This is a genomic window from Planktothrix sp. FACHB-1365, assembly GCF_014697575.1.
Taxonomy (GTDB): domain Bacteria; phylum Cyanobacteriota; class Cyanobacteriia; order Cyanobacteriales; family Microcoleaceae; genus Planktothrix.
This window is the reverse complement of the sequence record NZ_JACJSC010000001.1, coordinates 937029-960748: the sequence shown is the minus strand read 5'-3', so window position 1 is coordinate 960748 and position 23720 is coordinate 937029. Positions and strand designations below refer to the sequence as shown.

Sequence of the window (23720 nt, the reverse complement as noted above, 5' to 3'; positions counted from 1 at the left end):
AAAATGACACAAATTACCACGACTGAATTACCTCAAACCTTCCAAACTCTATTAATAGAGGTCGAACGTACCAAAACCCCCCTAACTGTTATTCATAAAGGAAAACCATTAGTAATTATCTATCCTGCCAACAGCCAACATTCACGCCCCGCTTTTGGGGCTATGAAAGGAAGTGGTAAAATATTAGGAGATTTAATCATTTCTGTTGCCGAACCTTGGGAGGTTTTAGAGTGAAACTTCTGGCTGATCTTTTCCCTGATGCTAGTCATGTTCAGTTTCATGACCTTATAACCACAACCTCTGAATTAGATAATTATCAAAAGCTGGATCACGACTAATTAAAATAAGGGAATGATTCATCGCCTGTGCTACGAGGATGCGATCAAAAGGATCTCGGTGATGTAGGGGCAGATTTGCATAAAACTCGGTATCTTTAACTGTAATTGGTAGAATTTGAACATTAAGATATTGCAATTCCTTTGATAAATCTTCAAAGGGTCGATTGAGTTGAAGCTTACCGATATTAATTTTAATTGATATTTCCCAAAGGCTGGCAATACTAAAATACAAATCGGTTTTAGTATCAATTACTTCTTTCGCTTTACTGCCTAGATTAGGATCGCCAGTTAAATACCACAAAAAGGCATGAGTATCTAACAAAAATGTCATCTTACATATATTCCTTTAGATCTTCAAGTGGTTGATCGAAATCATCAGACATAAAGATCTGACCAACCCAACTTCCATAACCCTGAAATTCTTCAAGTTTTTCTTGAGATGATTCACTTTTGGCGTGTTTCTCAAGTAGATATTGTGCATAATCCAATATCTCTTTTTTTAAAGATTCTGGCATCTTGACGACGGTTTGAAAAATCTCTATATCAATAGTCATGATTACTAGGCAATATTGGCAAGGTTATTTTTACTTATTATACCATAATTACATTGATATGAAGAAAACTGGTGATATAATAAATTAAGTAATTCTGAGAGTGCAATGGCTAAACTTCAGATTGAAAACTTGCCTGATGAACTATATAGTCAGATTGAGTGTCTAGCCTTAGAAAAAAAATTTACTCTTAATGAGGCAGTTATTCATCTGTTGACGCAATCCTTATTATTTGCTCCTGACAAAGTAATGATAAATCGGACGCAACAGAACCAAGCTATGTCAGCAATTCTACAAAGAATTCGTAATCGTCCGAGAGTTAACCCCAGGGATTTTGGATTAACAGATAGCACTATTTTAATTCAAGAGGATCGCAATAGATGACCGTTACTTTGGGGGGATGTTCAGATCCAAGATTCCAAGTTAAATGGCTGTACTGCTTGAATACGCTGAAAGTCTTTATCAGTTGTTACTAGAGTAAGTTGATGTTGAAGTGTAACAGCGGCAATCCACAAATCATTTTCACCGATGCCTAATTGAGTTATGTTGGTTCTACGGCGTTGGGATCGCTCTTGTGGGGCATAGCGATCAAAGACTGCTGCTTTGAGGTTGCCGTAAATTTCGGCGGTGGTTTCGTCGATGGGGTAGATGTATATTCCAATCAAGAAACGTTGAACTAGGGCAAGATTAGCCTGTCGTTGTTGAGATCGAGCCGCCATGTCAATCAATTCCCCCTTGACAATTGTGCAAGTTGCGATTGACTCATCCGCAAGATTGGCAAGGCGATCAAGCACTTGAGTGTTGCCGAGTATAGCGTAACTACAGTGATTTGTGTCGAGCAGAAACATTACTCGAAAGGATTGGGGTTGTGGTCAAATTGTATTTCGCCTCGTGAGTATTGGACGGCTTCTAAACATTCTTGGAAATCGTCCCCTGACCAAGTGCCGATTGTCTTGAGATGAGCGAGAAAGGATCTAGCGGATGTGTTACGAGGTTTGCCCGGAAGAGAGTTAACAAAAGTGAGGACTTCGGCAAGGTGATCGCTCGGCAAAGTTTCAATTGCTTGTAGAAGTTGTTCTTTTAAGGTCATAAGCTTTGCGAGGGTTGTTATTTATGCGTTGATCCTAATGGGCATTCGCTCTTTATATTTTAGGCGATCGCTCTTGACTTTTGACGCATTGCGATCACTTTTCCTAAAATTATTACAAGAAAGTGCGATCGCTTTTTTTAAGGCTGCGATCGCTCTCCCTACAATTATTATAAGAAAGTGCGATCGTCTTTTTTAAGACTGCGATGGCACTGATAAATTTCCTCTAGGATTTGATTAGTTAACATTTTTTATTCTCCCATTAACTGATATAGTAGATTAACTCATTCCCCTGAACACAATCAAAAATCAATTAATCAGGCTCTATATAACGTATATCTAAACGTTTGAAATCTCGATCAAAAGAAGCAACAGACTCATTTTCTTTACGAGCCACTTCTGCAAGATAAGCATCAACAAAATCAACATTTGCTGTCGCCATACTATCAAGGGCTGCTATTACTTGCTCACTAGATTCAAGAGTAATACCCTCTGATGTTAACAAACCTATCAAAACATCTGCAACTTGTTGTCGAGAATAACCATAAAAAGAAATTAATACCCAAACCACTTCAGCCACAACAAGTGAAGATACCTTGAGTGTAATTTCCCCTTGTTCAGCTTTCTGTAAAAATCTAGCAGATCGTTCAGCAAGATCAAGGGGATCATTGGTAATGAACCTTAATAAAATATTGGCATCTACCCAATAATTACTTATCATATTATGACTGATTAGATTTCTGAGCTAAAGATTGAGCTACTGTTTGGCGTATAGTTGTTTTACCCGGATAAGGTTGAGTAGCTGGTAAAATTCCTCGAAATTCACTCAGGCATTTTCTTTGAATCGGTTGTAACCTAATTTCATTTCCGGTAACAATTAATAGGAATTCATCTCCCTGTTTCAGTTCTAAACGCTCACGAATTTCAGGAGGTATAGTAATCTGTCCCTCTTGATTAAGTTGTGTTTTCATGATTAAGCTATTTTCTGAGATGGGTTGATTTGATTATATCTTAAGCGATCGCTCTCTTGACAATGGTTAAAAGCAAGCCCCCCACACTTTTTGAGGTATGCTCAATGCTGAGAAACCGGGTTTCTTAACAACAATTTCGGTTAAGATCCGCTCATCTTTCTGAGAAACCCGGTTTCTGGTTCACTTTTCCTAATTATTATCAGAAAATGCGAGCACTGTTTTTTAATCGTGCGATCGGTTTCCCTACAATTATCGCATTGATAAAATGAAAATAAATTAAATTTTAAATAGAAAAAGGCTGCTATTCCATTATATATTCTAACTTTGATTTTGGTATTGGATTTTCATTGTAGTTTACGACACCTTTAATTATCACTTTGGCATTTATACCATTACTCTGCCATGAGCAAAGTTGTAACTGATCAATTCTACTATTAAAAAATTCCCTTACAAGTTCGGCTGCTTTTTCTAAATCAGAAGGTTGTTCTAAAAAAATATTAATGCCCTTAATTGTCGCACTTTTCCAGACTGATGTGCGTCCATCACTAACAATATTGATTCTAGCCAACCTCAAATGAAGCATTAAGCTTTCAAATTGAGATTCAATATCTTCAGAGTTAGTGCAATATATAACATTAAGTCTTGTTTCCCACATTGTTGTTTTTGCCTTCTTATATACTACTTTCTGAAACACAAACTCTAGTTTTTCCAGTGACACAAATCTGGAATTAATTCTTTGTCAATTGGCCCACAAATCTCAAAAACCATTAATCTCGCTTTAACTCCAGCAAGAATCAGAGCAGAAGAACGATGATTGCCGTCCATTATTAAGTGTTTGCCATTTGGTAATGCGTATGTTGCTATTACAAGTTGAACGGGTTGTTGAGTAGTATTTATGAATTCATTTAATAGCTCTTGAATTTTGTCTCTACGTCCACTATCAAGACGATTTATAGCTTTAGGAATATCTGCCAATGTCAGTGGATTTGCATTTGATTCTAAATAGCTGACTTCCTCATATAAATTATTAAAATACCAGGGTAAATACCAAGCCGAAGGATTTTCTAATTGATCAAAAACAGTGATTTTAACAGTAATTTTTTCGATTTTTAATCTCTGCCAATTCAGTTGAATTCTGATTGAAGCATGAAAAAATGCTTGAAACATTAAAAAAGGAATTTCAGTTGATTTCATATTAATAATTTAATCTTTTTGGTTTGATGAGTTTAGCAATTCTATAATTTCGTAGTCTTTTCTATTCTTTAAATCTAAAAGTCTCATCACCGTATTTTCTTGTAAAAACTGATCACAAATTTCTTTCATTCTTTGTGGATCTGTAGATTTTAATTCATATAAATATGTTGCTATAGAACTTTCTATTTTCCGGCTTAACCTGTTATAATTATTTCTATTATCTGATGTTGGCTGTAACAGTAGTGTATCTATAGTGGCTATAAAATCACCCAATTTTTTTTGCTTCTTATTGTTTTTAATGATCTTATTTTTATCAAGTTTGTCAAGTTTATCAATTTGTTTTAATGAACGCCGAACTAAAATTGCAGCTAATGGTTTTCCACCACATGAATCATAATGTGTTAATAATCTTAAAGATTCAAGCAGGAGATTATCAGCATAATCAATAGCAAGATCTTTCTCACAAAATTGCAACACTGGCAATAAGGATAAACAGTCATAAAGCAATGCTGATGCTGAACTAGATTCTCCTTCCCCAAGTCTGTGTATTCCCTTTTCAATCACACCAATTTTTTCATATATTTCTAATCCTGATAGTCCAGTTTGAAGATATTTAATTTCTTGGGTAAGATCCCTTATTAGATAAACTGATTTCTCTTGATTCTTACCTATCCAAACTGTCATAAGAAACAAGATAAATCCTGCGGAAAGTGAGACTATATCAGCCCAAGTCCATATATTATCAAGCATAACAAAAAATGCGGTTTTTCTAAATTTACTCGCGCACCAAAAATTAGTTGTTGAACTTATAATTAGATCGCAAATGCAATCTATAAAGCCATTAAAGGGTGTAAAACAGCAAACGTTTAATCCCTCAAATTGCGCTTTAATATGTCTATTATTATCCCTGACAAACTCAAGTATTGTCTAGCCTAAAAATGTTCAATTTTGCCAACAGTTTCTACCTGCTTTTATCCTCTTGAGATATATTTTTATACAAAAATATACAAAATAGTTCAAGAAAGTCGGTAAAGGTGCACTATAATACATAAAAGTCTTGTATCTCCTACCCCTTATGGATCTCAAAGAAGTGTTAAAAGTAGCTGATAAAATAGTATTTGCTAAAACGGGCCAGCATCTTGATGATTTAGAAGAGGCGGTACTGCGGGGAACACTGGAACGGGAGACATACAAACAAATTGCTAAGGATTTTGATTGTTCTGAAAGTAATGTGAGAAATACGGGGTCAAAATTATGGCAGATTTTTTCAGAGGAGCTAGGGGAAGATATTAGTAAATCGAATTTTCGAGCCGCGATGGAGAGGTTACAAAACGCTAATTTTTTCAACTTTGGACAAACTGTTAATCATAGTTTTAATATTTGTGGAGAAAGTAGACATCCGCCAGATATACCCAACTCCTATCAGCAAAATGAGAATAGTTATAATACTAAACAATCTAAAAACCAATGTTATGATTTAAGCGAAATGCCTGATTTGGGTGCTTTTTATGGTCGCACGCCTGAATTAGAAACCTTGACAAATTGGATTTTACAACAACGCTGTCGTTTGATTGCCATTACGGGTATTAGTGGGATAGGGAAAACGGCGTTAACGGTGCAATTGGTTCAACAAATTAAACATGAATTTGAGTTTGTAATTTGGTGTAATCTTGACTCATCGCCGACTTTAGCAGACTTTCAAACTAACTTAATCGAATTTTTTTCGCAGTCAGAAGAACTAGATTTATCAGCACCTCATCCGAAATCTTTACCTCTAATCAAATATTTGCAAAAGCATCGCTGTTTAGTGGTTTTGAATAATATTCACAATCTTTTTAGTAGTGGAGAATTAGCGGGAAAATATAAACTCGGATATGAAGACTATCGAACTTTATTTAAACAGATTAAAGAGTTATCTCATCAAAGTTGTTTATTGTTAATGGGTTGGGAACAACCTCGAATTGTAACTGAGGTTAAATGCGAAAATTCTGTAATTCGGACTTTACAATTGACAGGTTTAGATATTGTTGCTGTAAGGGAAATATTTAGAGATTATGGGTTAGTTGAAATTGATGATATTGAGGAAATCATTCAACGTTATCAAGGCAATCCCTTCTGGTTAAAAAGTATAGCAAATTTGATCCAAGAGTTGGGAGGATGTGCAACTGAGGTATTATTGAATGAGACGCTATTGTTACCCGAAGAGGTGAAGGAGAGTTTGCAGCAACAGTGCGATCGCTTATCGGAGACAGAAAAACAAGTGCTGTCTTTATTGGTAGCCGAAAACAATCCAGTTAATTTAGTTAAATTGTTAGAAAATAGCCGAATTCTCTCATCAGATTTACTCAACTCCATTCAATCTTTATTACGACGTTGTTTAATCGAACAACAAGGTAATTGTTATACTATTTTACCTTTAATTAAGCAATATCTAGCTAGTTTAAATCAGTTGTACAAATAGCTTATATGAAATCTTTAAATGTTTGCTACAAATCCCCCCTGTAGAGACGTTGCATGCAACGTCTCTACAGGGGGGCTGGGAGGGATCATCTGTAGCGTTAATAAGGGGATTTCATATTAAAAACGACATCAAGGGATTAAAAACCCGGTTTCTTTAAGAAGTAGGGGTGGCGTCCCTTCCAACCCTCTTGGTGCCTGGGTTTGGTCTCCCAACCCTTACAGATTTTGATCACAAATATAATGTTTTAAGGGCTATTTCTAAGTCTGAGGTTAAAGATTTTGTCGCCAGTTTAGGAGATTGTTCTGTATAATTATTAACCTGAATTGGTTCTCCAATTTTTATTTTAACAGAAGACCCTTTAGAAATCGGTGCAGGTCTATCATAACGAATACTAATCGGAACAATTTTTAAATCTAAATCCGGTTTTTGGGATAACGTTTGTAATGCAATTCGGGCGACTCCAGGTTGAATAGGATGAATATCCCCCTCTAAAAAAATATGTCCTTCGGGAAATAAAACTAAAATTTGTTCTTGTTTTAACAGTTCAATACTATAGCGAATACTGGAGGTTCCAGGGTGATCTCGGTTAACGGGAAACCCCCCCAACCGTTGAATAAACCACCCTTGAAACCCCTGAGTTTGCTCTAATAAAACCATATATCTTAAGTCTCGTCCCGTTACCCAACGTCCGGCTGAATAGGCTAATAAAATGGCATCCCATCGAGACCGATGAGTGGGGGCTAAAATCACTGCACCTGTTCGGGGTAAATAGTCTTGACCCTCAATTTCAATCGTTTTAAAATAGAAGGGTACAACCAAACCACTGCATAAAAGATAAGCAATGGGTGTTAACCAAGGAGAAACTTTAGAGTTAGAAAGACTTTCCAACATTAGATTAGAGTTTGAGACTGTTAATTCTGGCTTATTCTAAACGTTCTGCATATAAACTTTGAACTAAATTCTCTAGTTTTTCTTCAGAACAACAGTCAATGAGCATATCAAAAGCATCGAGAAGTTTAGCAGCATTTTCTCCTAACATGGGACTCATATCCCAAACATCCTGTACCCAGTCTCGCGGACGTTCATTATCAAAAATCATCCGTTCTAACAGTTGTCTGGCTTCGGTTTTGGTTAAACTCATAACAGTCAAGGGTAATTTAGAGAGGCACTTTAATCATTATATCTAATTTAGTTTATCAGTAGGATTGCCAAAATTACAACCCTACTTTGACCCGATAATGCTTAAGGGTTGAAATTAATCACTATAGCGTTCTTCTGCCCAAGGTTCCCCCCTTTTATGATAACCATTTTGTTCCCAAAATCCCAATTCCTCATGGTCAAGAAATTCTAACCCATTAATCCATTTTCCACTTTTCCAAGCATATAAATGGGGAACCACTAACCGCAGGGGGCCACCATGATCAGGGGGTAAGGGTTCATCAAAAACCTCATAGGCAAAAAAGTTGTCTTCTCGTAAGAAATCCTCCATTGAAACATTAGTGGTATAACCTCCATAACAGTGTTCCATAACATGAATGGCTTGGGGGTTAACTTCAACAAATTTCATGAAGTCAGTAACTTTAATTCCTGTCCATTTCACCTCTAATTTTGACCAGTGCGTTACACAGTGAAAATCGGCGGTAAAATTACTTTTAGGCATTGCCATTAAATCAGACCAAGTAAAGGTTTTGGGTGTGGCTAAACCCCAAACTTTTAACTGCCAATCTTCAAGAGAAATTTCAGGAGTTTCCCCATAGGTTAAGACGGGAAAACCTTTACTTAAATGTTGTCCCGGTGGAACGCGAGCACTCTCATCAGAAGTAGGTTTATGGAAAAATTGGCCTAACATGATCAACACTCAAGGGCTATTTTTTTAGTTAGTATAGCACTCTTAGAATAGGGAACAGGGAATAGGGAACAGGGAACAGTAAGTTATAACCCTTATTACAAGGTTTAGTATTGTTAAATAGCTTAATGGGTAGTGCTATATAACGTTAAATTTGGGGTTTTTAGGCGATCTGCTCTCGAAGTGCTTCTTCCTTTATATATAAATGTTAAATTTTAGAGGTCTATCAGGAGAAGTGGGAACAAAGTTGGTAATTCAGTATACTATGAATAAGATCTGTTAGGGCACAACAACAATGGCTCCGATTTACTTGATTCCTTTGTTGATTAGTTGTCTAGCCGCTTGGGTTAGTCTTGGTAATCCCCAATGGAAAATTGATGACTTACCCAAACTTTTAGCAACTTTAATTGGTGTAGCCTGTCTGATTTGGTTCTTTGTCGCTACACCTTGGTTCATTAAACTCAGCTTGATTCTTGGGTTACTTATTCTAGGTAATTATTCCCTGGAAAAATTCTTAACCACAGATGAGTAATTTCAGGTTTAGTGGATTTTTAATTAGAATTGGAGGCGGGTTTCCCTAAAATTGTAAATGACATTTTTCCTGTTAATCCGCTTTTCCAAGCCATCCCATCCTGATCTCGAAAAAAGATTTTTAGATCCACACCCAATAACTGAGTTTTGGGATCAGTAGTCATCCATAACCAATCATCAGAATGACCCTGAGTATTATTAACAATTGAAAGTAAATAACGTCCCGGTTCTAATCTAAAGGGTTGCACTAAACCCACATAATTAAAAACAGGATGGGAAAAACGCTCAATATCCGTTTGAGTTTGGCGAACTTCCCTTAACTGCATATTAATTTGGGGTGTAACTTCTGGTATTCCCTCAACAATTTTAAAAATTCTGATGGAAAATTGAGCCTCTGAAGGTTTCCCATCAGGAAAATATTGACCATTCCAATGAATTTGATCAATTTCAACAATTTGGCGAATCAAAAATTCATAACCAATTTGTTGTTGTCCCGAAAAGTATTTGCCATCAAAATCACTCAGTAATCCAAAAGAACCGTTACCTTCACCGGACGAAAAAATCACCTCAGCTTGTACCGGAAGTAGGGAATAGTTAAGCGTTATCCAACTACTCATTAAACTGGTTAAACCGATCATACACTGCTTCAAAACTTGGCTTTTTTTCAACATCATAAAAATAGAGATTTGTCCTAGAAAACTAAAATTAAGATACAATAGCAACTGTTGACTCAAACTTGATGCTATTATGATACCTGCGTTGATTCCCAACACCGAAAAAGAACGATTAGATGCACTGTATCACTATGAAATGTTGGATACACAAGCCGAACCTTCTTTTGATCAACTGACCCTTCTGGCTACCTATAGTTGTAAAACACCCATTGCTTTAATTAGTTTACTCGATCGCGATCGCCAGTGGTTTAAGTCTATTATTGGCCCTAAGCCACCCCAAACCGCAAGAGATATTACTTTTTGTGCTGATTGTATTTTACAAAACGTTATTAAGATAAGCTAATTTGTATTGAGATTATATTCACTAATTCCCCCAAATTACTCATGTATCCAAACGTTACGATTATTCAACATCCTCTAATTCAACATAAACTCACCTTGATGCGACGGGAAGAAACCAGTACCGCCAAGTTTCGTCAATTGTTGCGAGAAATTAGTATGTTATTGGCTTATGAAATTACGCGAGATTTACCCCTCCGTAAACAATCCATTAAAACCCCTTTAGGCCCGATGGAAGCGCCGATTTTAGCCTCCGAGAAAAAAATGGTTATTGTTTCAATTATGCGGGCAGGTCAGGGAATTTTAGATGGTATTTTAGAATTAATTCCTTCAGCGCGAGTCGGCCATATTGGCTTATATCGAGATCCCCGAACCTTTATTCCAATTGAATATTATTTTAGATTACCTGATGATATCGAAGAACGAGAAGTTTTAGTTGTTGATCCCATGATTGCTACTGGAAATACAGCCGTTGCAGCTATCCAAAGATTGAAACAAACAAACCCTTTATCCCTGAAATTTCTGTGCTTAATTGCTTCACCAGAAGGTATTGAGCATTTCCATTCTTATCATCCCGAAGTTCCCTTGTATACGGCTGCTATTGATGATCATCTCGATGAACATGGATATATTATTCCGGGTTTAGGAGATGCAGGCGATCGCTTATTTGGAACAAAATAACCCTATAATTTAGGAGATAAAAAAATGACAACTTCCCCAATTCTAAGCAACTATATTAATGGTCAATGGTGTTCTTCTGAAGCCATAGAAACCCTAAATGTGATTAATCCAGCAACCTTAGAAATATTAGCAAAAGTTCCTCTATCTCCGGCAACAGAACTTAATCATGCGGCAGAAATTGCTCAACAATCCTTTGCATCCTGGCGAAGAACCCCCGTTACAGAACGCATTCGTTATTTATTTAAACTCCGAGAATTATTAGAGCAAAATCAACAGGATTTAGCTCAAACTATTACCCTAGAATGTGGAAAAACCTTCGCTGAATCTCTGGGTGAATTACAACGAGCAATTGAAAATGTTGAAGTGGCTTGTGGCGTTCCTACCTTAATTCAAGGCTACAATTCTGAAGATATTGCTAGGGGAATTGATGAAATTATGATTCGTCAACCTCTGGGAGTTGTAGCAATAATTGCTCCGTTTAATTTTCCGGGGATGATTCCCTTTTGGTTTTTTCCTTATGCGATCGCCTGTGGCAATACTTGTATTATTAAACCCTCCGAAAAAGTGCCCTTAACGATGCAAAAAGTATTTGCTTTAATAGATCAATTAGGATTACCCCCAGGGGTGATAAATTTAGTCAATGGAGCGAAAGAAACCGTTGATGCTATTTTAGATCATCCTCATATTAAAGCCATTAGTTTTGTCGGTTCTACTCCCGTTGCTAAATATGTTTATAGTCGCGCAGCAGCGAATGGAAAACGAGCACAATGTCAAGGCGGCGCTAAAAATCCGGTGATTATTTTACCGGATGCTGATTTAGAAATGACCACAAAAATTATCGCCGATAGTGCTTTTGGTTGCGCCGGACAACGATGTTTAGCTACCTCCATTGCTATTACCGTTGGTCAAGCAAAACAGAGTTTTACAGATGCGATCGCCTCCGTTGCTGAAACTCGAATTGTTGGCTATGGATTAGATAACAATGTACAAATGGGAACGGTTATTTCTGCTCAAAGTAAAACTCGAATTGAAGGATTAATTCAACAGGGAAAAGATGAAGGTGCTAAAATTTTAATTGATGGCAGAAATCCTAAAATTTCCGGTTATGAACAAGGTTATTTTGTGCGTCCAACAATCTTACAAGATATTAATCCCCAGGGAGAACTTGCCCGTACAGAAATTTTCGGCCCCGTATTAAGTTTAATTCATCTGAATACCATTGAAGAAGCGATCGCTTTTATTAATCAAAGCGAGTATGGAAATATGGCTTGTTTATTTACCCGTAGTGGGGCGGCGGCGCGGAAGTTTCGCTATGAAGCTCAAGCGGGAAATATTGGGATTAATATTGGAGTTGCTGCACCGATGGCATTCTTTCCTTTTAGTGGTTGGAAAGATAGCTTTTTTGGAGATTTACACGGTCAAGGACAACACGCCGTTGAATTTTTTACCCAAACCAAAGTTGTTGTTGAACGATGGTTATCCGACTGGTCACGACAATTTTAACCTAAGTTTATAGATAATAAATCAACGAAAAAAAATCGAAAACTAATGAGGTTAGGAAAGATAAAAGCCTTGGATTTTGTTGATGGTTAAGGGCGAGAAGACCTCGCCCCTACCTGCTTTAATGGTGGTGATGATGATGACCGTGATCATGATCATGGCTATGATGATGGTGATCATCATGGCTATGAACATTCGCCAAAGCCGGATTAACGGCTAAAGCCATTTCATTGAACAGCGCTTCAATTTGGGGATTTGCCCAATTTGCTGCCATTTTTAGAAATTCTGGATGGTCGTTAACACACTCCATTTGAACATATTTAACATCAGAATATTTGCGACGCAACGCCTCAATAATATGTTCAACATCTAACAAGGTTTCATGGTTTTCTGTGGCAAATCCAATGGGCATAAATACCACCGCTTTTGCTCCTAATTCAATTAGATTACTCGCGGCTAATTCAGCGTTGGGTTGAGTCCATTCAATTAACGGAGTATCATGGTTTAACCAACCCACAGAAATTAACGGATAACGGTTAATTAAACTTTCCCGTACCTGCTCATACAACGCTTGACTTTCATCAATTCCCGAAGTAAATCCTTTGGCTTTGTGGGGACACCCATGATTCATTAAAACAATGCCAATTTGAGAGGGAAGATAAGCTTGAATTAGTTCATGCTGAATTTTATCTTCCACTAAATGTTCTAGCAGTTGAATATAGGCAGGTTCGTTATAGAATGAAGGAATATAACGTTGACCTTTCACCCAATGTTCATCTTCTTCTGCTAACTTTTCTAAGGCTTTATTCACCTGTTCAACCGCAATACCACTGGTAAAAATAGAGTCAACAACTAATAACGGATAAATCAACAGTTTATCAAATCCTTCGGCTTTAATTTCGGTTAAAACCTGTTCAGGAAGAAACGGAGCGCAAAAGTTAAAGGCTTTAAAGACTTTAATGCGATCGCCCCATTTTTCTTTTAAATGTTGTTCAATTCCGGCCCGTTGTTTCTCAAAAATGGCATTATGGGGAGAAATAAAATTACCATGTTGATGACTCCATTCATGGAGATCAAACATGGCTAAAAGTTTAGCCAGAGGCGGATAAATCCAAGTGGGAACGGGGGCAAATTTAGCGGTTAAAAGATTTAACGCTTGTTCGTTATAATTGGCAAAGTCCTCATAACTTTCGACTTCACCATAACCCATGAGTAAAACCGCCACTCGATTTTCACCCTCTGTTGAGGTAGGTGCTGAAGAAATGGTTTCCAGTTTTTCAGGAGTCGCAACCACGTTTTTGTCCTCGCGTTCAAGTGCTGCTATCAAGTCCTTCTAGGGAAATGTTCTCTTCCCTAGATAAACTCTCCTTAAAAGTTTAACATCCCCTATGGGGGGATAGGGAAGGGGGTAATGTGGAACAGGCATCTTGCCTGTTAAAATTTGCTGATTATGGGTTGGGTGGGGAAACCCCACCCCTACGAGCAAAAATGTTATTAATTTGTCCGGGGATTCATGAAATCGAATTAACAGAATGTTTTTTAAATGGAATTATAGAAAATTGGGAAGAGCAACAACAATTAGGAGAATTATTAATTTTTCCCACTCAGGAATATCCCGCTTATTCTAGTTTTCAGATTTATAATTTTATTCAACAAAATACCCCTAAATCTGCTATAATAATTATTAGTTTTAGTGCGGGAGTTGTGGGGGCAATTGGGGCTGCTTTGACTTGGCAACACTTCGGAGGAACGGTTAAAGGCTTTATTGCCATTGATGGTTGGGGAGTTCCATTAGTGGCAAATTTCCCCATTTATCGAATTAGTCATGATTATTTTACCCATTGGAGTTCAGCTTTATTAGGAAGCGGAAACGAAAGTTTTTATGCTGATCCAGCCGTTGAACATTTAGAATTATGGCGATCGCCCCAAACCACAAAAGGATGGTGGAACCATGAAACATCAACAGGATTAAAAACAGCAACGCCAACAACAGCAACATTATTTATTCAAAATATTTTAAAATCAAGCTTATTGATTTAACCTTTAAGAAAATGACTGTAGCCACAAATCTAAATAAAACCTTAATTTCTGTGAATGGTGTCGAGCATTACTGCGAGTGGGTGACAACAGGTAATTCTAAACCGGGTTCAAAACCCGTGATGGTATTTATTCATGGTTGGGGCGGTTCAGGACGATATTGGGAAAGTACCGCCGAAGCCTTATCAGATCAATTTGATTGTTTAATATATGATTTACGCGGGTTTGGACGCACAAATTTACCCCTAGCGGTAACGGATACAGGCGCATCAGAGCGTTATGAATTAATTGAATATGCTGAAGATTTATATACGTTATTAGATCAATTAAATTTAGATACAATTTATCTGAATGCTCACTCAATGGGGGGTTCTATTGCTTTATTATTTTTAAATCGATATCCCCAACGAGTCAAACAAGCGATTTTAACCTGTAGTGGCATTTTTGAATATGATGAAAAAACCTTTAACGCCTTCCACAAATTTAGTCGTTATGTCGTCATGTTTCGCCCCAAATGGTTAAGCTTAATTCCAGGGGTTGATAAAATGTTTATGGCTCGATTTCTTCACCGTCCCATTCCTAAACCCTTAAGCCAAGCCTTTTTAGAAGATTTCTTATTAGCTGATTTTGATGCCGCTTATGGAACCGTTTTAACCTCGGTTTGTAAAGAAGCAACAGAATGGCTACCAGAAGAATTTAAAAAATTAACCGTTCCAACGTTATTAATAGCTGGAGAACATGACCAAATTATTCCCGCCGAAATGGGACGACAAGCTGCCGCTTTAAACCCTAAAGTTCAGTTAGCGATTCTCAAAGATACCGCCCATTTTCCCATGTTAGAAGATCCCGAAACCTATTTACAAAACGTCCGACAGTTTTTAAATGCGGTTGACGGTTAACCCTTGACTGTCTCAAGATAGTTGCAAACGAACTACGATACAATAAGATCAAATACAACCCGTTGTTTTTGGAAATTTCGTGAGCCGGAAACTATGACATCCTATGCAACCTCCACTGCCAGAGCCGAAATGAGCGAACTCCGGCGATTAAAAGGCTTACTTCCCCCTGAGTTGCAGAGTTGGGTGACGGTCGAGAAAACCGTCGAAGTTAACCCACCCCTCGTCCGTTGCGAAGAAATTGGCAAGGATCAAGTTGAAATTCAAATTGACTTGGTTCGTTGGGAACAGTTGGCAATGGATCAGCGCAATTTGCTATTTTGGCATGAAGTAGCCCGGATTCAAAATGATACGATTCCCAGAGATGGTTGGGAAATGGCAGCCTTAGCCATTGGTTTAGGGGGCGCCGTTGGAGAACTGTGGGTACAGGACGGACTGCTATTATTATTAGCCTTGGCATTATGTGGCGTTTCCGGCTATCGTCTTTATCAGAAAAATAACGGAGAACGCACGTTACAGGAATCATTAGATGCGGATGAAAAAGCTATTTCTCTAGCTACTCGTTTCGGTTATACCTTACCCAATGCTTATAAAAGTTTAGGAAGTGCGTTAAAAACTTTAGTCGATCAAACTCCGAAAAAACGTCAAAAAGCGCGTTATGAAGCTCGACTGCAAGCCCTCAAACGCAGTGCAACTAAAGCTAAAGCTAGAGTGAAAGGAGGAAGCGATACTTCTTCTAGTTCAGAAAATGTATTTAATTAATTGATTGGCATTAAATCAAGCTGCCATTATTCTATCTAGGGTGCGTTACACTTATTGGCGACGCACCCTAAAATTTTATAACAAGAAACCGGGTTTCTTGAACAATCTGGACTCAACAACGAAAGATCACGACAGAAACCCGGTTTCTGATGTCTAAGCAATGTTCAGAGAAACCGGGTTTCTCAAATAATCTGGATTCAACAACGAAAGATCACGACAGAAACCCGGTTTCTGATGTCTAATAAGCAGAAAATTTTAAATAAACTATGTCAATTATTGTTGCTGAACAGCTAAGTAAAGTTTATCCCGTTGCGATTAAAGAACCTGGATTTCGAGGAACAATTAATCATTTTTTCAAACGAACCTATCGGAATGTCCAGGCGGTTCAGGGGGTGTCCTTTAAAATTGAATCCGGTGAAGTGGTTGGATTTCTAGGGGCAAATGGGGCAGGAAAAACCACCACATTAAAAATGCTAACCGGGTTAATTTATCCCTCTAGTGGATATGTTGAAGTGGCTCACCATACCCCCTTTAAACGTCAATCTAAATTTTTACAAAAAATCACCCTAGTCATGGGGCAAAAACAGCAATTAATTTGGGATTTACCCACCTTAGATTCTTTAAAAATTAATGCTGCTGTTTATGGTTTGTCTGATGCAGAATATCGGCAACGGGTAGGGGAATTAACGGAGATGTTATCCCTAGAAGGAAAGTTAAAACAACCCGTGCGAAAATTGTCTTTAGGGGAACGAATGAAAGCCGAATTAATGGCAGCTTTATTACATCGTCCTCAAGTTTTATTTTTAGATGAACCGACGTTAGGATTAGATGTCAATGCTCAAGTGAATGTGCGGGAGTTTTTAGCTGAATATAATCGCCGTTATCAAGCAACGGTGTTGTTAACCAGTCATTATATGGCTGATATTACTGCACTGTGTAAACGAGTGATTTTAATTCATCAAGGACAGCTTATTTATGATGGTAGTTTAGAAGGTTTATTAGAACGATTTGCCCCCTATCGAGAAGTTAAAATAGAATTAGAGCATTGTTCAGGAGATACCTTAGCAAGCTGTCAGCAGAAATTATTAACCTATGGAGAAATAGAATCGATGGAAGGTCAAGTGGTACGATTATTAGTAGAACGGGATACTTTAACAGCTACGGTTGCTAAAATATTAGCTGAATTCAATGTCCTCGATTTAACCGTAAGTGATCCTCCAATTGAAGATGTTATTGGTCGAGTTTTTAAGGCTGGAATTGTTAATTAACTAAGATTGCGGTGGCTACGCGATCGCATACCGCTATAACGATTAGCAAAGGTTATAATAAAAACCGAGTTTCTAAAAGCGATCGCCGGATAAAATTAATGAGCGATCGCTTTTTTAAACCGATATATTGGGCGACGTGCGCGTTACCCCTACAGGAATTGATGTTTTTTAAGCTGCCATATCCTCAAGGTTATCGTAATCAATCATAATGGCTTTTCCATCAGAACTAAAATCAGCCCAAACGGTTGAAAAATAGCGATTATGAAGATAAATTACTTCATCCATATTCGTGATTACTTCAATTTCTTCTAAATTTCTTTCGGCTTTTCTCCAAGCTGTCACGGTTAAATTTGCACTGCCTTTAAAAGCTATTAATCCATCGATAACAATTAGTTTTTGATGGGGAATTATATCCCAATTAAAAATAGTTTCACACATGGGTTTAATCTCTAACTTTGGGCTTTCATGGGTATAGTTAGATAATTCGGGTAATAGATAAGTTTGACTAGAGGTTAACGAAACAATACCTTTAACTGGAATCTGTTGGGATGTTAATTTTAATGCGCCTAAAAATTGATGACTAATTCCAAGGCTAGTAAAATGGATAAACTTTTTAGCCAGACTCATTGCTTTTAATAAACCTGCCATGAGGGGATAATCGGGGTCAGTATTAAGGCGTTGTGCGATCGCTCCTAATTGCTTCAAATGCTCAATATCAAGATTGTTATCATTAAAGTAGAGATTTTTATCTCGGAAATAAGTTTGAATTACTTTTGCAGGTTCAGGACTATTGACAATATATTGAATTCCACAAGTTGGGCAGAAAATTTGTTTTTGTTGGTTGCGTTGTAAGTTCGGTTGAATGGCTAAACACTTTTGACAGTGAGCCAAACGGGTGTCAAATTGAGAGAAGCTACGCAGATCAAGATCGGGTGTTTTACGGTTAGGTAAATTAGAATAATCGTAGCTGTTGGGTAAAAACATATTTATTCCTCGTTATGAACATTTTTATATTTGCATAGGGAATCCTACACACCGAATGGACAAGAATAATCAATTTATACACAAATTAGATTAATTTTGTGTATGGCTTGTGTAAAGACTAATTGATATACTAAAAATGCTCACTAATCATGGATACTATGAGACAAAAAGACCCATCGCAGATATTTAATGATTTACCTGAAAAACGTAAACAAGTATTTCGCTTGATGTGTGAAGGAAAAACTGATGCTGAAATTGCTGAAGCTTGGGGAATAAAAGAAAGCACAATAAGAAAACATATTGAAAAATTAGGTGATGATTTTAATATTGGTACAGATAAGGAGCATAGTGATGAACGTCATTCAAGACGGGATAGTTTACTAGAGATAGGGCAACAGTTAGGTTTAGTACCATCTGGGTTTTATATTGAACGTCCTCCCATTGAAACAATTTGTTATCAAGAAATTTTAAAACCTGGCTCTTTACTAAGGATTAGAGCATCGAAGCAAATGGGAAAAACCTTATTAATGACTCAGATTTTTGAAGAAGCTAAAAAACAAGGTTATAAAACTGCTAACTGGAATTTACTCCAACTTCAGGAAGATGAAATTACGAATATTGATAAATTACTACGTTCTCTTTGTATAGCTGTAACTCGCTCATTAAACTTAAATCATTCCTTGGCTGATCTTTGGGATGAAACCATAGGAAGCAAAGATAATTGTACATATTATTTGGAAGATTATATATTGTCTCATTTAGAATTTCCTATTATTTTAGGATTAGATAATGTAGATCGAGTTTTTCATTTAGAAACTATCTCTACCAATTTATTTGAATTATTACGGTTTTGGTATGAAACTACAAAAACTAATGATTTGTGGCAAAAAGTAAGATTTGTAATTGCTTATTCTACTTCTAATTATCCAAAATTAAGCATTAATAACTCACCTTTCAATGTTGGAAAGCCAATCGAATTACCGGGGTTTAACACTGAGCAAGTTCAAGATTTATCTCGACGATATGGTGTTACTGTTGATTCTAATACAGTTAGCAATTTGATGGATATGGTAGACGGTCATCCCTATCTAGTTCGGCAAATCTTTGAGCAAATACAAGCTCATCCTAATTTAACAATAGAAGAAATTTTAGAAACTGCTCCAACTAATGCAGGAATTTATACCAATTATCTTAGAGATATTAGCGATACTCTTAAACAAAGTGTAGAATTAGCAGCAGCTTTTAAAATAGTATTAGAGGCTGATCAACCTGTCAGGATTGATGATGAATTAGGCTTTAAGTTGGATAGCTTAGGGTTAGTTGCTAAGGAAGGTAATAATGTGACACCTCGCTGTAATTTATATCGCTTATATTTTAATGAAAGGTTATAAAAAATGAGTAATCAGCCGATTCCATTCAATGATGAATACACTTTAGGGGGAAGTTTAACTGTTAATGATCCCACCTATGTCGTTAGACAAGCAGATACAGAACTTTATGAAAGTTTAAAAGCTGGAAAATTTTGTTATGTTCTGAACTCTCGGCAGATGGGAAAATCTAGCTTACGAGTTAGAACAATGCACAGGTTAAAACAAGAAGGTTTTGCGTGTGTAGAAATTGATTTAACAGGTATTGGCAGTAATCAAGTTTCTCCTGAACAATGGTATACAGGAATTGTCTATCGAATTATGAGAACTTTCCGCCTTCCTAGTCAGCTTAACTGGCGAGAGTGGTGGAATAGTAGTAATTTTATTTCGCCAATTCAAAGGCTTGGTGAGTTATTTGAGGAGTTTTTATTAAAATCAGTTTCTCAAAATATTATTATTTTTATTGATGAAATTGACAGTGTTCTAAATTGTAGCTTTTCTACTGATGACTTTTTTGCTTTTATTCGATATTGCTACAATCAACGAGTGAATAATTCTGATTACAACCGTTTAACATTTTGTTTGTTAGGAGTTGCAACGCCTTCTGATTTGATCCAAGATAAAACGCGAACTCCTTTTAATATTGGTCAAGCCATTGAGTTAAAAGGTTTTGAATTTGAAGAAGCGAAGAAATCTTTAATTAATGGAATAGCTAAAGTTGTTGATGCTCCTGAAAATGTTTTAAAATCTGTTTTAGATTGGACAGGAGGACAGCCATTTTTAACTCAAAAGCTTTGTAAGTTAGTATTCGATAAAATTTTAGAATTTCCTAATCATAATGTTGATGAGTTAGTGGAATCTACAATGATTGAGAATTGGGAGGCTAATGATAATCCTGAACATCTTAGAACCATTCGCGATCGCATCCTCAAGGATGAAGCATACACTAGCCGACTATTAGAAATATATCAACAGCTTATCAGTTCTCCTACTCAAACCTTAAGGGCAGATAATGGCTATGATAAAATTAAACTTCAATTATCTGGCTTAGTTGTTAAAAAAAATGGTTGTTTGCAGGTTTATAATAAAATTTATCAAAAAGTTTTTAACTCGAATTGGCTAGAACAAGAGCTTGCTAACCAGCGAAATTTTTATCATGAGAATTTAGTGGCGTGGCGAAAGTCAGGGCGAACTGATAACCGACAGCTTTTAACTGGGGGAATCCTAGAAAAAGCATTGAAGGATGCAAAAGGAAGACGTTTAAGTGATGAAGATCAAGATTTTTTGAATGCTAGTCGAGACTATGAACGTCAAGAACTGAAACAGGCGAAGGAAAAAGGCACAAAAATTCTTGAACTTGTCCAAAAAGGAACCCAACTGGAGCGACAAGGAATACAAACTTTAAGATTATTTTATAGAAATATTGACCATCTGCAAGCCCTACGCGATGCGATTCAAGCTGCGGAAGAATTACAACAACTACGACAAGAATGGCAAGAACTCGTTAAATATGATGCTGAACTCCTCAATCATATACCAGTCGCTACCCCTTACTTTTCTTTACAACAAATCCTCAGCCAAATTCGCAAAGGGCGAGAACTCAAAGGTCATCAGGCCTGCATAAAGAGTGTGTGTTTTAGCTCTGATGGTCAATACATAGCAACTGCTTCCTATGATGGTACTGCACGAGTTTGGGGTGTACACGGACAATTGTTACATTGTTTAAAAGGTCATACTAGCCAGGTAACGAGTGTGTGTTTTAGCCCAGATAGTCAATACATAGCAACTGCTTCTCGCGATAAAACCGTTAAACTTTGGCATATACAGGGACAATTTTTGTACACCTTCACAGGTCATTCTGATGAAATAACAAGTGTGTGTTTTAGTCCTGATAGCCAATACCTTGCTACCGCTTCTCATGACAATACTGCTAAACTTTGGAATTTTCAAGGAAAAGAATTGAAAACCTTTAACGGTCACTCTGATCAAGTAACAAGTGTATGTTTTAGCCCAAATAGTCAATATATAGCAACTGCTTCTGCTGACAAAACCACTAAACTTTGGAATTTAGAAACTAAGCAATGCCAAGCTACCTTCAGAAGTCATTCTGCGAGGATAACAAGTGTGTGTTTTAGTCCTGATGGTCAATACCTTGCTACTGCTTCCACTGATAAAACTACCAACGTCTGGCATATAGAGACAGAAGAATTAAAGACTACCTTAAAAGGGCATAGAGGTTGGGTAATGAGCGTATGTTTTAGTCCTAATGGAAAATATCTTGCTACTGCTTCCAGTGATAAAACAATTAAACTTTGGGATATACATGAGCAAGAATGGTTAGATAACGGTTTGTATAAGCCAGGACGATTGTTATATACCTTGAGGCATCATTCTGCGGTGATAACAAGTGTGTGCTTTAGTCCTGATAGTCAATACCTTGCTACTGCTTCTTATGACCAAACTGTCAAACTTTGGAATATTGAGGGAAATCACTTGAAAACTTTCAAGATGGATTCGGAATGCCTAACAAGTGTATGTTTTAGTTTTGATGGTCAATACCTGGCTACTGCTGCTGCTCAGGAAAAAGTAGAGATCTGGAATTTTACTGGAAAACGACTGCATTACTTTAAAGATTACTATAATTATACACTGGGTTTGTGTTTCAGTCCAGATGGTAAGTTTTTAGCGACTGCTTCTGATGATACAAATGTTAAACTGTGGAATCTACAAACACAACGATGTAAAACTTTCATAGGCCACTCTGAAACAGTAATGGATGTATGTTTTAGCCCTGATGGTCAATTTTTAGCGACTGCTTCTGATGACAAAACTGCTAAACTTTGGAATGTACAAACAAAACGGCGGAGAAGTTTCAAAGGCCACTCTAATACAGTAATGGGTGTATGCTTCAGCCCAGATGGCCACTATTTAGCCACTGCTTCCCTTGACAAAACTGCTAAACTCTGGAATATCGAGGGAGAACTGTTGAAAACGTTCGATTGTCATAGCGACTGGATAACAAGTGTATGTTTTAGCCCCGATAGTCAATATCTCGCTACTGGTTCCCGTGACAAAACAGCAAAGCTTTGGAATATAGAAGGAGAAGCATTACATACCTTCATAGATCATACAGGTTTAATAACCATTGTATGTTTTAGCTCTGATGGTCAATACCTTGTTACTGGTTCCGATGATGGAACTGTTAAAGTTTGGGATTTACAGGGAAATTTGTTAGCAGATTTTCGAGGATATAAGGGCAATTTGTTAGAAGGTGAACCTGATTTTATTGAGTTGGATAGTTCTGTTTTAGGTGTCTGTTTTACGCCCGACTGTAAAAATATTGTTGCAGTTTATACTGATGGAACAGTACGATTTTGGCTGTTTGAGAGTTTAGAAGAATTAATAGCACGGGGGAAAGCATGGTTAGGAGTTGATTGAAATAACAATATTAGGCTTTGTTGATCTCAACAACGAGCAACTGCACTCCACAGCGAGTTGCAGCTTCCGCCAACCGGGTATCAAGTGTTGCAATCGGCAATTTCAACCGTAATGCTAACTCTAAATAAGCTGCATCATAGGCTGCTAAACCTTCTTTTCTTCCCAGTACCAAAGTTGACGAGAGTGCATGAATATTCGTAGCTTCGTCAATATGAATTAATAGTGATTGTAATAAAGCAATAGCTAACTCTGATTGCTCAGGTGTGATCCGGTTACGGCGTTCAGCAACCAATAAAGTATTAGCAATTTCTAGTGACCAAATGCTCGGTACATAAACTTCACAATTGGGCATTATTGTCAGTATAGTATTAGCATAATCATTATTTTCATCCACTAAACACCAACTAATTGCTACGGAACAATCTAATATAAACCGCATTAAAACCTACGTCCTTCTTCAATCATTTCTCGAATTGAATTTTTATCTAATCCTACTTTTTTTCGTAATTGTTGGATTTGGGTAACGGCTTCAGTCATTGATTCTTTAGTTGTTAGTTTTCCCCAAGCGTTATACTGGGGTTGAGTTTCCTCAGATGGTAACGGCTGTAAAACGACTACCACTTCAACAGAAGTATTTTTAAGATCGGTAGGCATTTGGATTTGCAATATGCCATTGATTCCAATATGCGATCGCAATTTCATCGTTTCCATATTAGAGTCTCCTTCAGATTGAAAAACGGATATTAACCAAGTTATAGGATTTGAGATGGCAACATTAAGATTATTAATATAACA

The 23720-nt window shown here is 37.0% G+C and carries 31 protein-coding genes; 14 read left to right on the top strand and 17 right to left on the bottom strand.

Annotation, left to right across the window (positions count from 1 at the left end; translation table 11 throughout):
• Positions 1-3 precede the first annotated feature (3 nt).
• Positions 4-234: a type II toxin-antitoxin system Phd/YefM family antitoxin gene (locus H6G57_RS04115; RefSeq protein ID WP_190516187.1), complete on the top strand. Its 231-nt coding sequence runs from the start codon at positions 4-6 to the stop codon at positions 232-234.
• Between the two features lie 51 nt (positions 235-285).
• Here H6G57_RS04115 and H6G57_RS04110 read toward each other — a convergent pair whose 3' ends face one another.
• Entirely contained in the window at positions 286-669 is a 384-nt protein-coding gene (locus H6G57_RS04110; RefSeq protein ID WP_072720830.1) for a type II toxin-antitoxin system VapC family toxin, read from the bottom strand.
• A 1-nt stretch (position 670) separates the two neighbouring features.
• Positions 671-892 (bottom strand): DUF2281 domain-containing protein, encoded by a 222-nt coding sequence (locus tag H6G57_RS04105; protein WP_190516185.1) that lies wholly within the window; start codon positions 890-892, stop codon positions 671-673.
• 105 nt (positions 893-997) lie between these two features.
• Here H6G57_RS04105 and H6G57_RS04100 point away from each other — a divergent pair, with 105 nt between their 5' ends.
• Positions 998-1273, top strand: coding sequence for a hypothetical protein (locus H6G57_RS04100; protein WP_190516184.1), 276 nt, complete (start codon positions 998-1000; stop codon positions 1271-1273).
• A 20-nt stretch (positions 1274-1293) separates the two neighbouring features.
• Here the strand turns inward: H6G57_RS04100 and H6G57_RS04095 are convergent, their stop codons facing one another.
• Together H6G57_RS04095 and H6G57_RS04090 are read right to left on the bottom strand one after the other, a co-directional pair.
• Positions 1294-1737 (bottom strand): type II toxin-antitoxin system VapC family toxin, encoded by a 444-nt coding sequence (locus tag H6G57_RS04095; protein WP_190516182.1) that lies wholly within the window; start codon positions 1735-1737, stop codon positions 1294-1296.
• Entirely contained in the window at positions 1737-1979 is a 243-nt protein-coding gene (locus H6G57_RS04090; RefSeq protein WP_072718789.1) for a hypothetical protein, read from the bottom strand. Before H6G57_RS04090 ends, H6G57_RS04095 begins: the two co-directional genes overlap by 1 nt.
• Before the next feature lie 37 nt (positions 1980-2016).
• Here H6G57_RS04090 and H6G57_RS04085 point away from each other — a divergent pair, with 37 nt between their 5' ends.
• Positions 2017-2175 carry a hypothetical protein gene (locus tag H6G57_RS04085; RefSeq protein ID WP_190516180.1) on the top strand — a complete coding sequence of 53 codons (159 nt, stop codon included), beginning with the start codon at positions 2017-2019 and terminating at the stop codon, positions 2173-2175.
• Between the two features lie 114 nt (positions 2176-2289).
• Here H6G57_RS04085 and H6G57_RS04080 read toward each other — a convergent pair whose 3' ends face one another.
• From H6G57_RS04080 to H6G57_RS04060, 5 genes are all read right to left on the bottom strand, one after another.
• On the bottom strand, positions 2290-2697 hold the full coding sequence (locus tag H6G57_RS04080) for a PIN domain-containing protein (protein WP_199313923.1): 408 nt from the start codon (positions 2695-2697) through the stop codon (positions 2290-2292).
• 1 nt (position 2698) lies between these two features.
• Positions 2699-2947, bottom strand: coding sequence for an AbrB/MazE/SpoVT family DNA-binding domain-containing protein (locus tag H6G57_RS04075; protein WP_190516178.1), 249 nt, complete (start codon positions 2945-2947; stop codon positions 2699-2701).
• Positions 2948-3248: 301 nt separating this feature from the next.
• The gene (locus H6G57_RS04070) at positions 3249-3665 is read right to left on the bottom strand and encodes a hypothetical protein (protein WP_190516177.1); all 417 of its coding nucleotides are present in this window, start codon (positions 3663-3665) and stop codon (positions 3249-3251) included.
• Positions 3647-4141: a hypothetical protein gene (locus H6G57_RS04065; RefSeq protein ID WP_072720823.1), complete on the bottom strand. Its 495-nt coding sequence runs from the start codon at positions 4139-4141 to the stop codon at positions 3647-3649. The genes H6G57_RS04070 and H6G57_RS04065 overlap by 19 nt, the downstream gene beginning before the upstream one ends.
• Positions 4142-4150: 9 nt before the next feature.
• Positions 4151-4891 (bottom strand): hypothetical protein, encoded by a 741-nt coding sequence (locus tag H6G57_RS04060; protein WP_072720822.1) that lies wholly within the window; start codon positions 4889-4891, stop codon positions 4151-4153.
• A gap of 325 nt (positions 4892-5216) precedes the next feature.
• Here H6G57_RS04060 and H6G57_RS04055 point away from each other — a divergent pair, with 325 nt between their 5' ends.
• Complete coding sequence (locus H6G57_RS04055; protein ID WP_190516175.1) at positions 5217-6602, top strand: NB-ARC domain-containing protein; 1386 nt, start codon at positions 5217-5219, stop codon at positions 6600-6602.
• Between the two features lie 228 nt (positions 6603-6830).
• On the opposite strand, the gene H6G57_RS04050 is transcribed toward H6G57_RS04055, so the two are convergent.
• The 3 genes from H6G57_RS04050 to H6G57_RS04040 form a co-directional block, all read right to left on the bottom strand.
• Entirely contained in the window at positions 6831-7493 is a 663-nt protein-coding gene (locus tag H6G57_RS04050; protein WP_190516173.1) for a 1-acyl-sn-glycerol-3-phosphate acyltransferase, read from the bottom strand.
• A gap of 31 nt (positions 7494-7524) precedes the next feature.
• The gene (locus H6G57_RS04045) at positions 7525-7743 is read right to left on the bottom strand and encodes a hypothetical protein (RefSeq protein ID WP_190516172.1); all 219 of its coding nucleotides are present in this window, start codon (positions 7741-7743) and stop codon (positions 7525-7527) included.
• A 114-nt stretch (positions 7744-7857) separates the two neighbouring features.
• On the bottom strand, positions 7858-8451 hold the full coding sequence (locus tag H6G57_RS04040) for a sulfite oxidase-like oxidoreductase (RefSeq protein WP_190516170.1): 594 nt from the start codon (positions 8449-8451) through the stop codon (positions 7858-7860).
• Between the two features lie 292 nt (positions 8452-8743).
• Here H6G57_RS04040 and H6G57_RS04035 point away from each other — a divergent pair, with 292 nt between their 5' ends.
• Positions 8744-8980: a hypothetical protein gene (locus H6G57_RS04035; protein ID WP_190516168.1), complete on the top strand. Its 237-nt coding sequence runs from the start codon at positions 8744-8746 to the stop codon at positions 8978-8980.
• Between the two features lie 19 nt (positions 8981-8999).
• On the opposite strand, the gene H6G57_RS04030 is transcribed toward H6G57_RS04035, so the two are convergent.
• Entirely contained in the window at positions 9000-9617 is a 618-nt protein-coding gene (locus tag H6G57_RS04030; RefSeq protein WP_190516166.1) for a hypothetical protein, read from the bottom strand.
• A gap of 109 nt (positions 9618-9726) precedes the next feature.
• Here H6G57_RS04030 and H6G57_RS04025 point away from each other — a divergent pair, with 109 nt between their 5' ends.
• Genes H6G57_RS04025 through H6G57_RS04015 form a run of 3 tightly spaced genes read left to right on the top strand, consistent with a single transcriptional unit; the run spans position 9727 to position 12176 of the window.
• Positions 9727-9996, top strand: a complete 270-nt coding sequence (locus tag H6G57_RS04025) for a hypothetical protein (RefSeq protein ID WP_190516165.1) — start codon at positions 9727-9729, stop codon at positions 9994-9996.
• Positions 9997-10037: 41 nt separating this feature from the next.
• On the top strand, positions 10038-10673 hold the full coding sequence (gene upp / locus H6G57_RS04020; protein WP_190516163.1) for a uracil phosphoribosyltransferase: 636 nt from the start codon (positions 10038-10040) through the stop codon (positions 10671-10673).
• A gap of 24 nt (positions 10674-10697) precedes the next feature.
• Positions 10698-12176 carry a CoA-acylating methylmalonate-semialdehyde dehydrogenase gene (locus H6G57_RS04015; RefSeq protein WP_190516161.1) on the top strand — a complete coding sequence of 493 codons (1479 nt, stop codon included), beginning with the start codon at positions 10698-10700 and terminating at the stop codon, positions 12174-12176.
• Between the two features lie 118 nt (positions 12177-12294).
• Here the strand turns inward: H6G57_RS04015 and H6G57_RS04010 are convergent, their stop codons facing one another.
• Positions 12295-13467: a ferrochelatase gene (locus H6G57_RS04010; RefSeq protein ID WP_190516159.1), complete on the bottom strand. Its 1173-nt coding sequence runs from the start codon at positions 13465-13467 to the stop codon at positions 12295-12297.
• 119 nt (positions 13468-13586) lie between these two features.
• Between H6G57_RS04010 and H6G57_RS04005 the strand changes: the two genes are divergently transcribed.
• The 4 genes from H6G57_RS04005 to H6G57_RS03990 all read left to right on the top strand — a co-directional run bounded on the left by H6G57_RS04005 (position 13587) and on the right by H6G57_RS03990 (position 17136).
• Entirely contained in the window at positions 13587-14213 is a 627-nt protein-coding gene (locus H6G57_RS04005) for a hypothetical protein (RefSeq protein ID WP_309235650.1), read from the top strand.
• Positions 14214-14224: 11 nt separating this feature from the next.
• Positions 14225-15109 (top strand): alpha/beta fold hydrolase, encoded by an 885-nt coding sequence (locus H6G57_RS04000; protein ID WP_190516157.1) that lies wholly within the window; start codon positions 14225-14227, stop codon positions 15107-15109.
• A 93-nt stretch (positions 15110-15202) separates the two neighbouring features.
• Positions 15203-15868, top strand: coding sequence for a DUF3318 domain-containing protein (locus H6G57_RS03995; RefSeq protein WP_190516156.1), 666 nt, complete (start codon positions 15203-15205; stop codon positions 15866-15868).
• A gap of 266 nt (positions 15869-16134) precedes the next feature.
• Complete coding sequence (locus tag H6G57_RS03990) at positions 16135-17136, top strand: ATP-binding cassette domain-containing protein (RefSeq protein ID WP_190516154.1); 1002 nt, start codon at positions 16135-16137, stop codon at positions 17134-17136.
• A gap of 168 nt (positions 17137-17304) precedes the next feature.
• Here the strand turns inward: H6G57_RS03990 and H6G57_RS03985 are convergent, their stop codons facing one another.
• Positions 17305-18120 (bottom strand): phospholipase D-like domain-containing protein, encoded by an 816-nt coding sequence (locus H6G57_RS03985; RefSeq protein WP_190516152.1) that lies wholly within the window; start codon positions 18118-18120, stop codon positions 17305-17307.
• Between the two features lie 149 nt (positions 18121-18269).
• Here H6G57_RS03985 and H6G57_RS03980 point away from each other — a divergent pair, with 149 nt between their 5' ends.
• Both H6G57_RS03980 and H6G57_RS03975 read left to right on the top strand, forming a co-directional pair.
• A complete protein-coding gene (locus H6G57_RS03980; RefSeq protein WP_190516151.1) occupies positions 18270-19511 on the top strand; it encodes an AAA-like domain-containing protein in 1242 nt (413 codons plus the stop codon).
• Positions 19512-19514: 3 nt separating this feature from the next.
• Positions 19515-22925, top strand: a complete 3411-nt coding sequence (locus tag H6G57_RS03975; RefSeq protein ID WP_190516149.1) for an AAA-like domain-containing protein — start codon at positions 19515-19517, stop codon at positions 22923-22925.
• Positions 22926-22935: 10 nt separating this feature from the next.
• Here H6G57_RS03975 and H6G57_RS03970 read toward each other — a convergent pair whose 3' ends face one another.
• Together H6G57_RS03970 and H6G57_RS03965 are read right to left on the bottom strand one after the other, a co-directional pair.
• Positions 22936-23364, bottom strand: coding sequence for a type II toxin-antitoxin system VapC family toxin (locus H6G57_RS03970; RefSeq protein WP_190516148.1), 429 nt, complete (start codon positions 23362-23364; stop codon positions 22936-22938).
• On the bottom strand, positions 23364-23636 hold the full coding sequence (locus H6G57_RS03965) for a hypothetical protein (protein ID WP_190516146.1): 273 nt from the start codon (positions 23634-23636) through the stop codon (positions 23364-23366). The genes H6G57_RS03970 and H6G57_RS03965 overlap by 1 nt, the downstream gene beginning before the upstream one ends.
• Between the last annotated feature and the right edge of the window lie 84 nt (positions 23637-23720).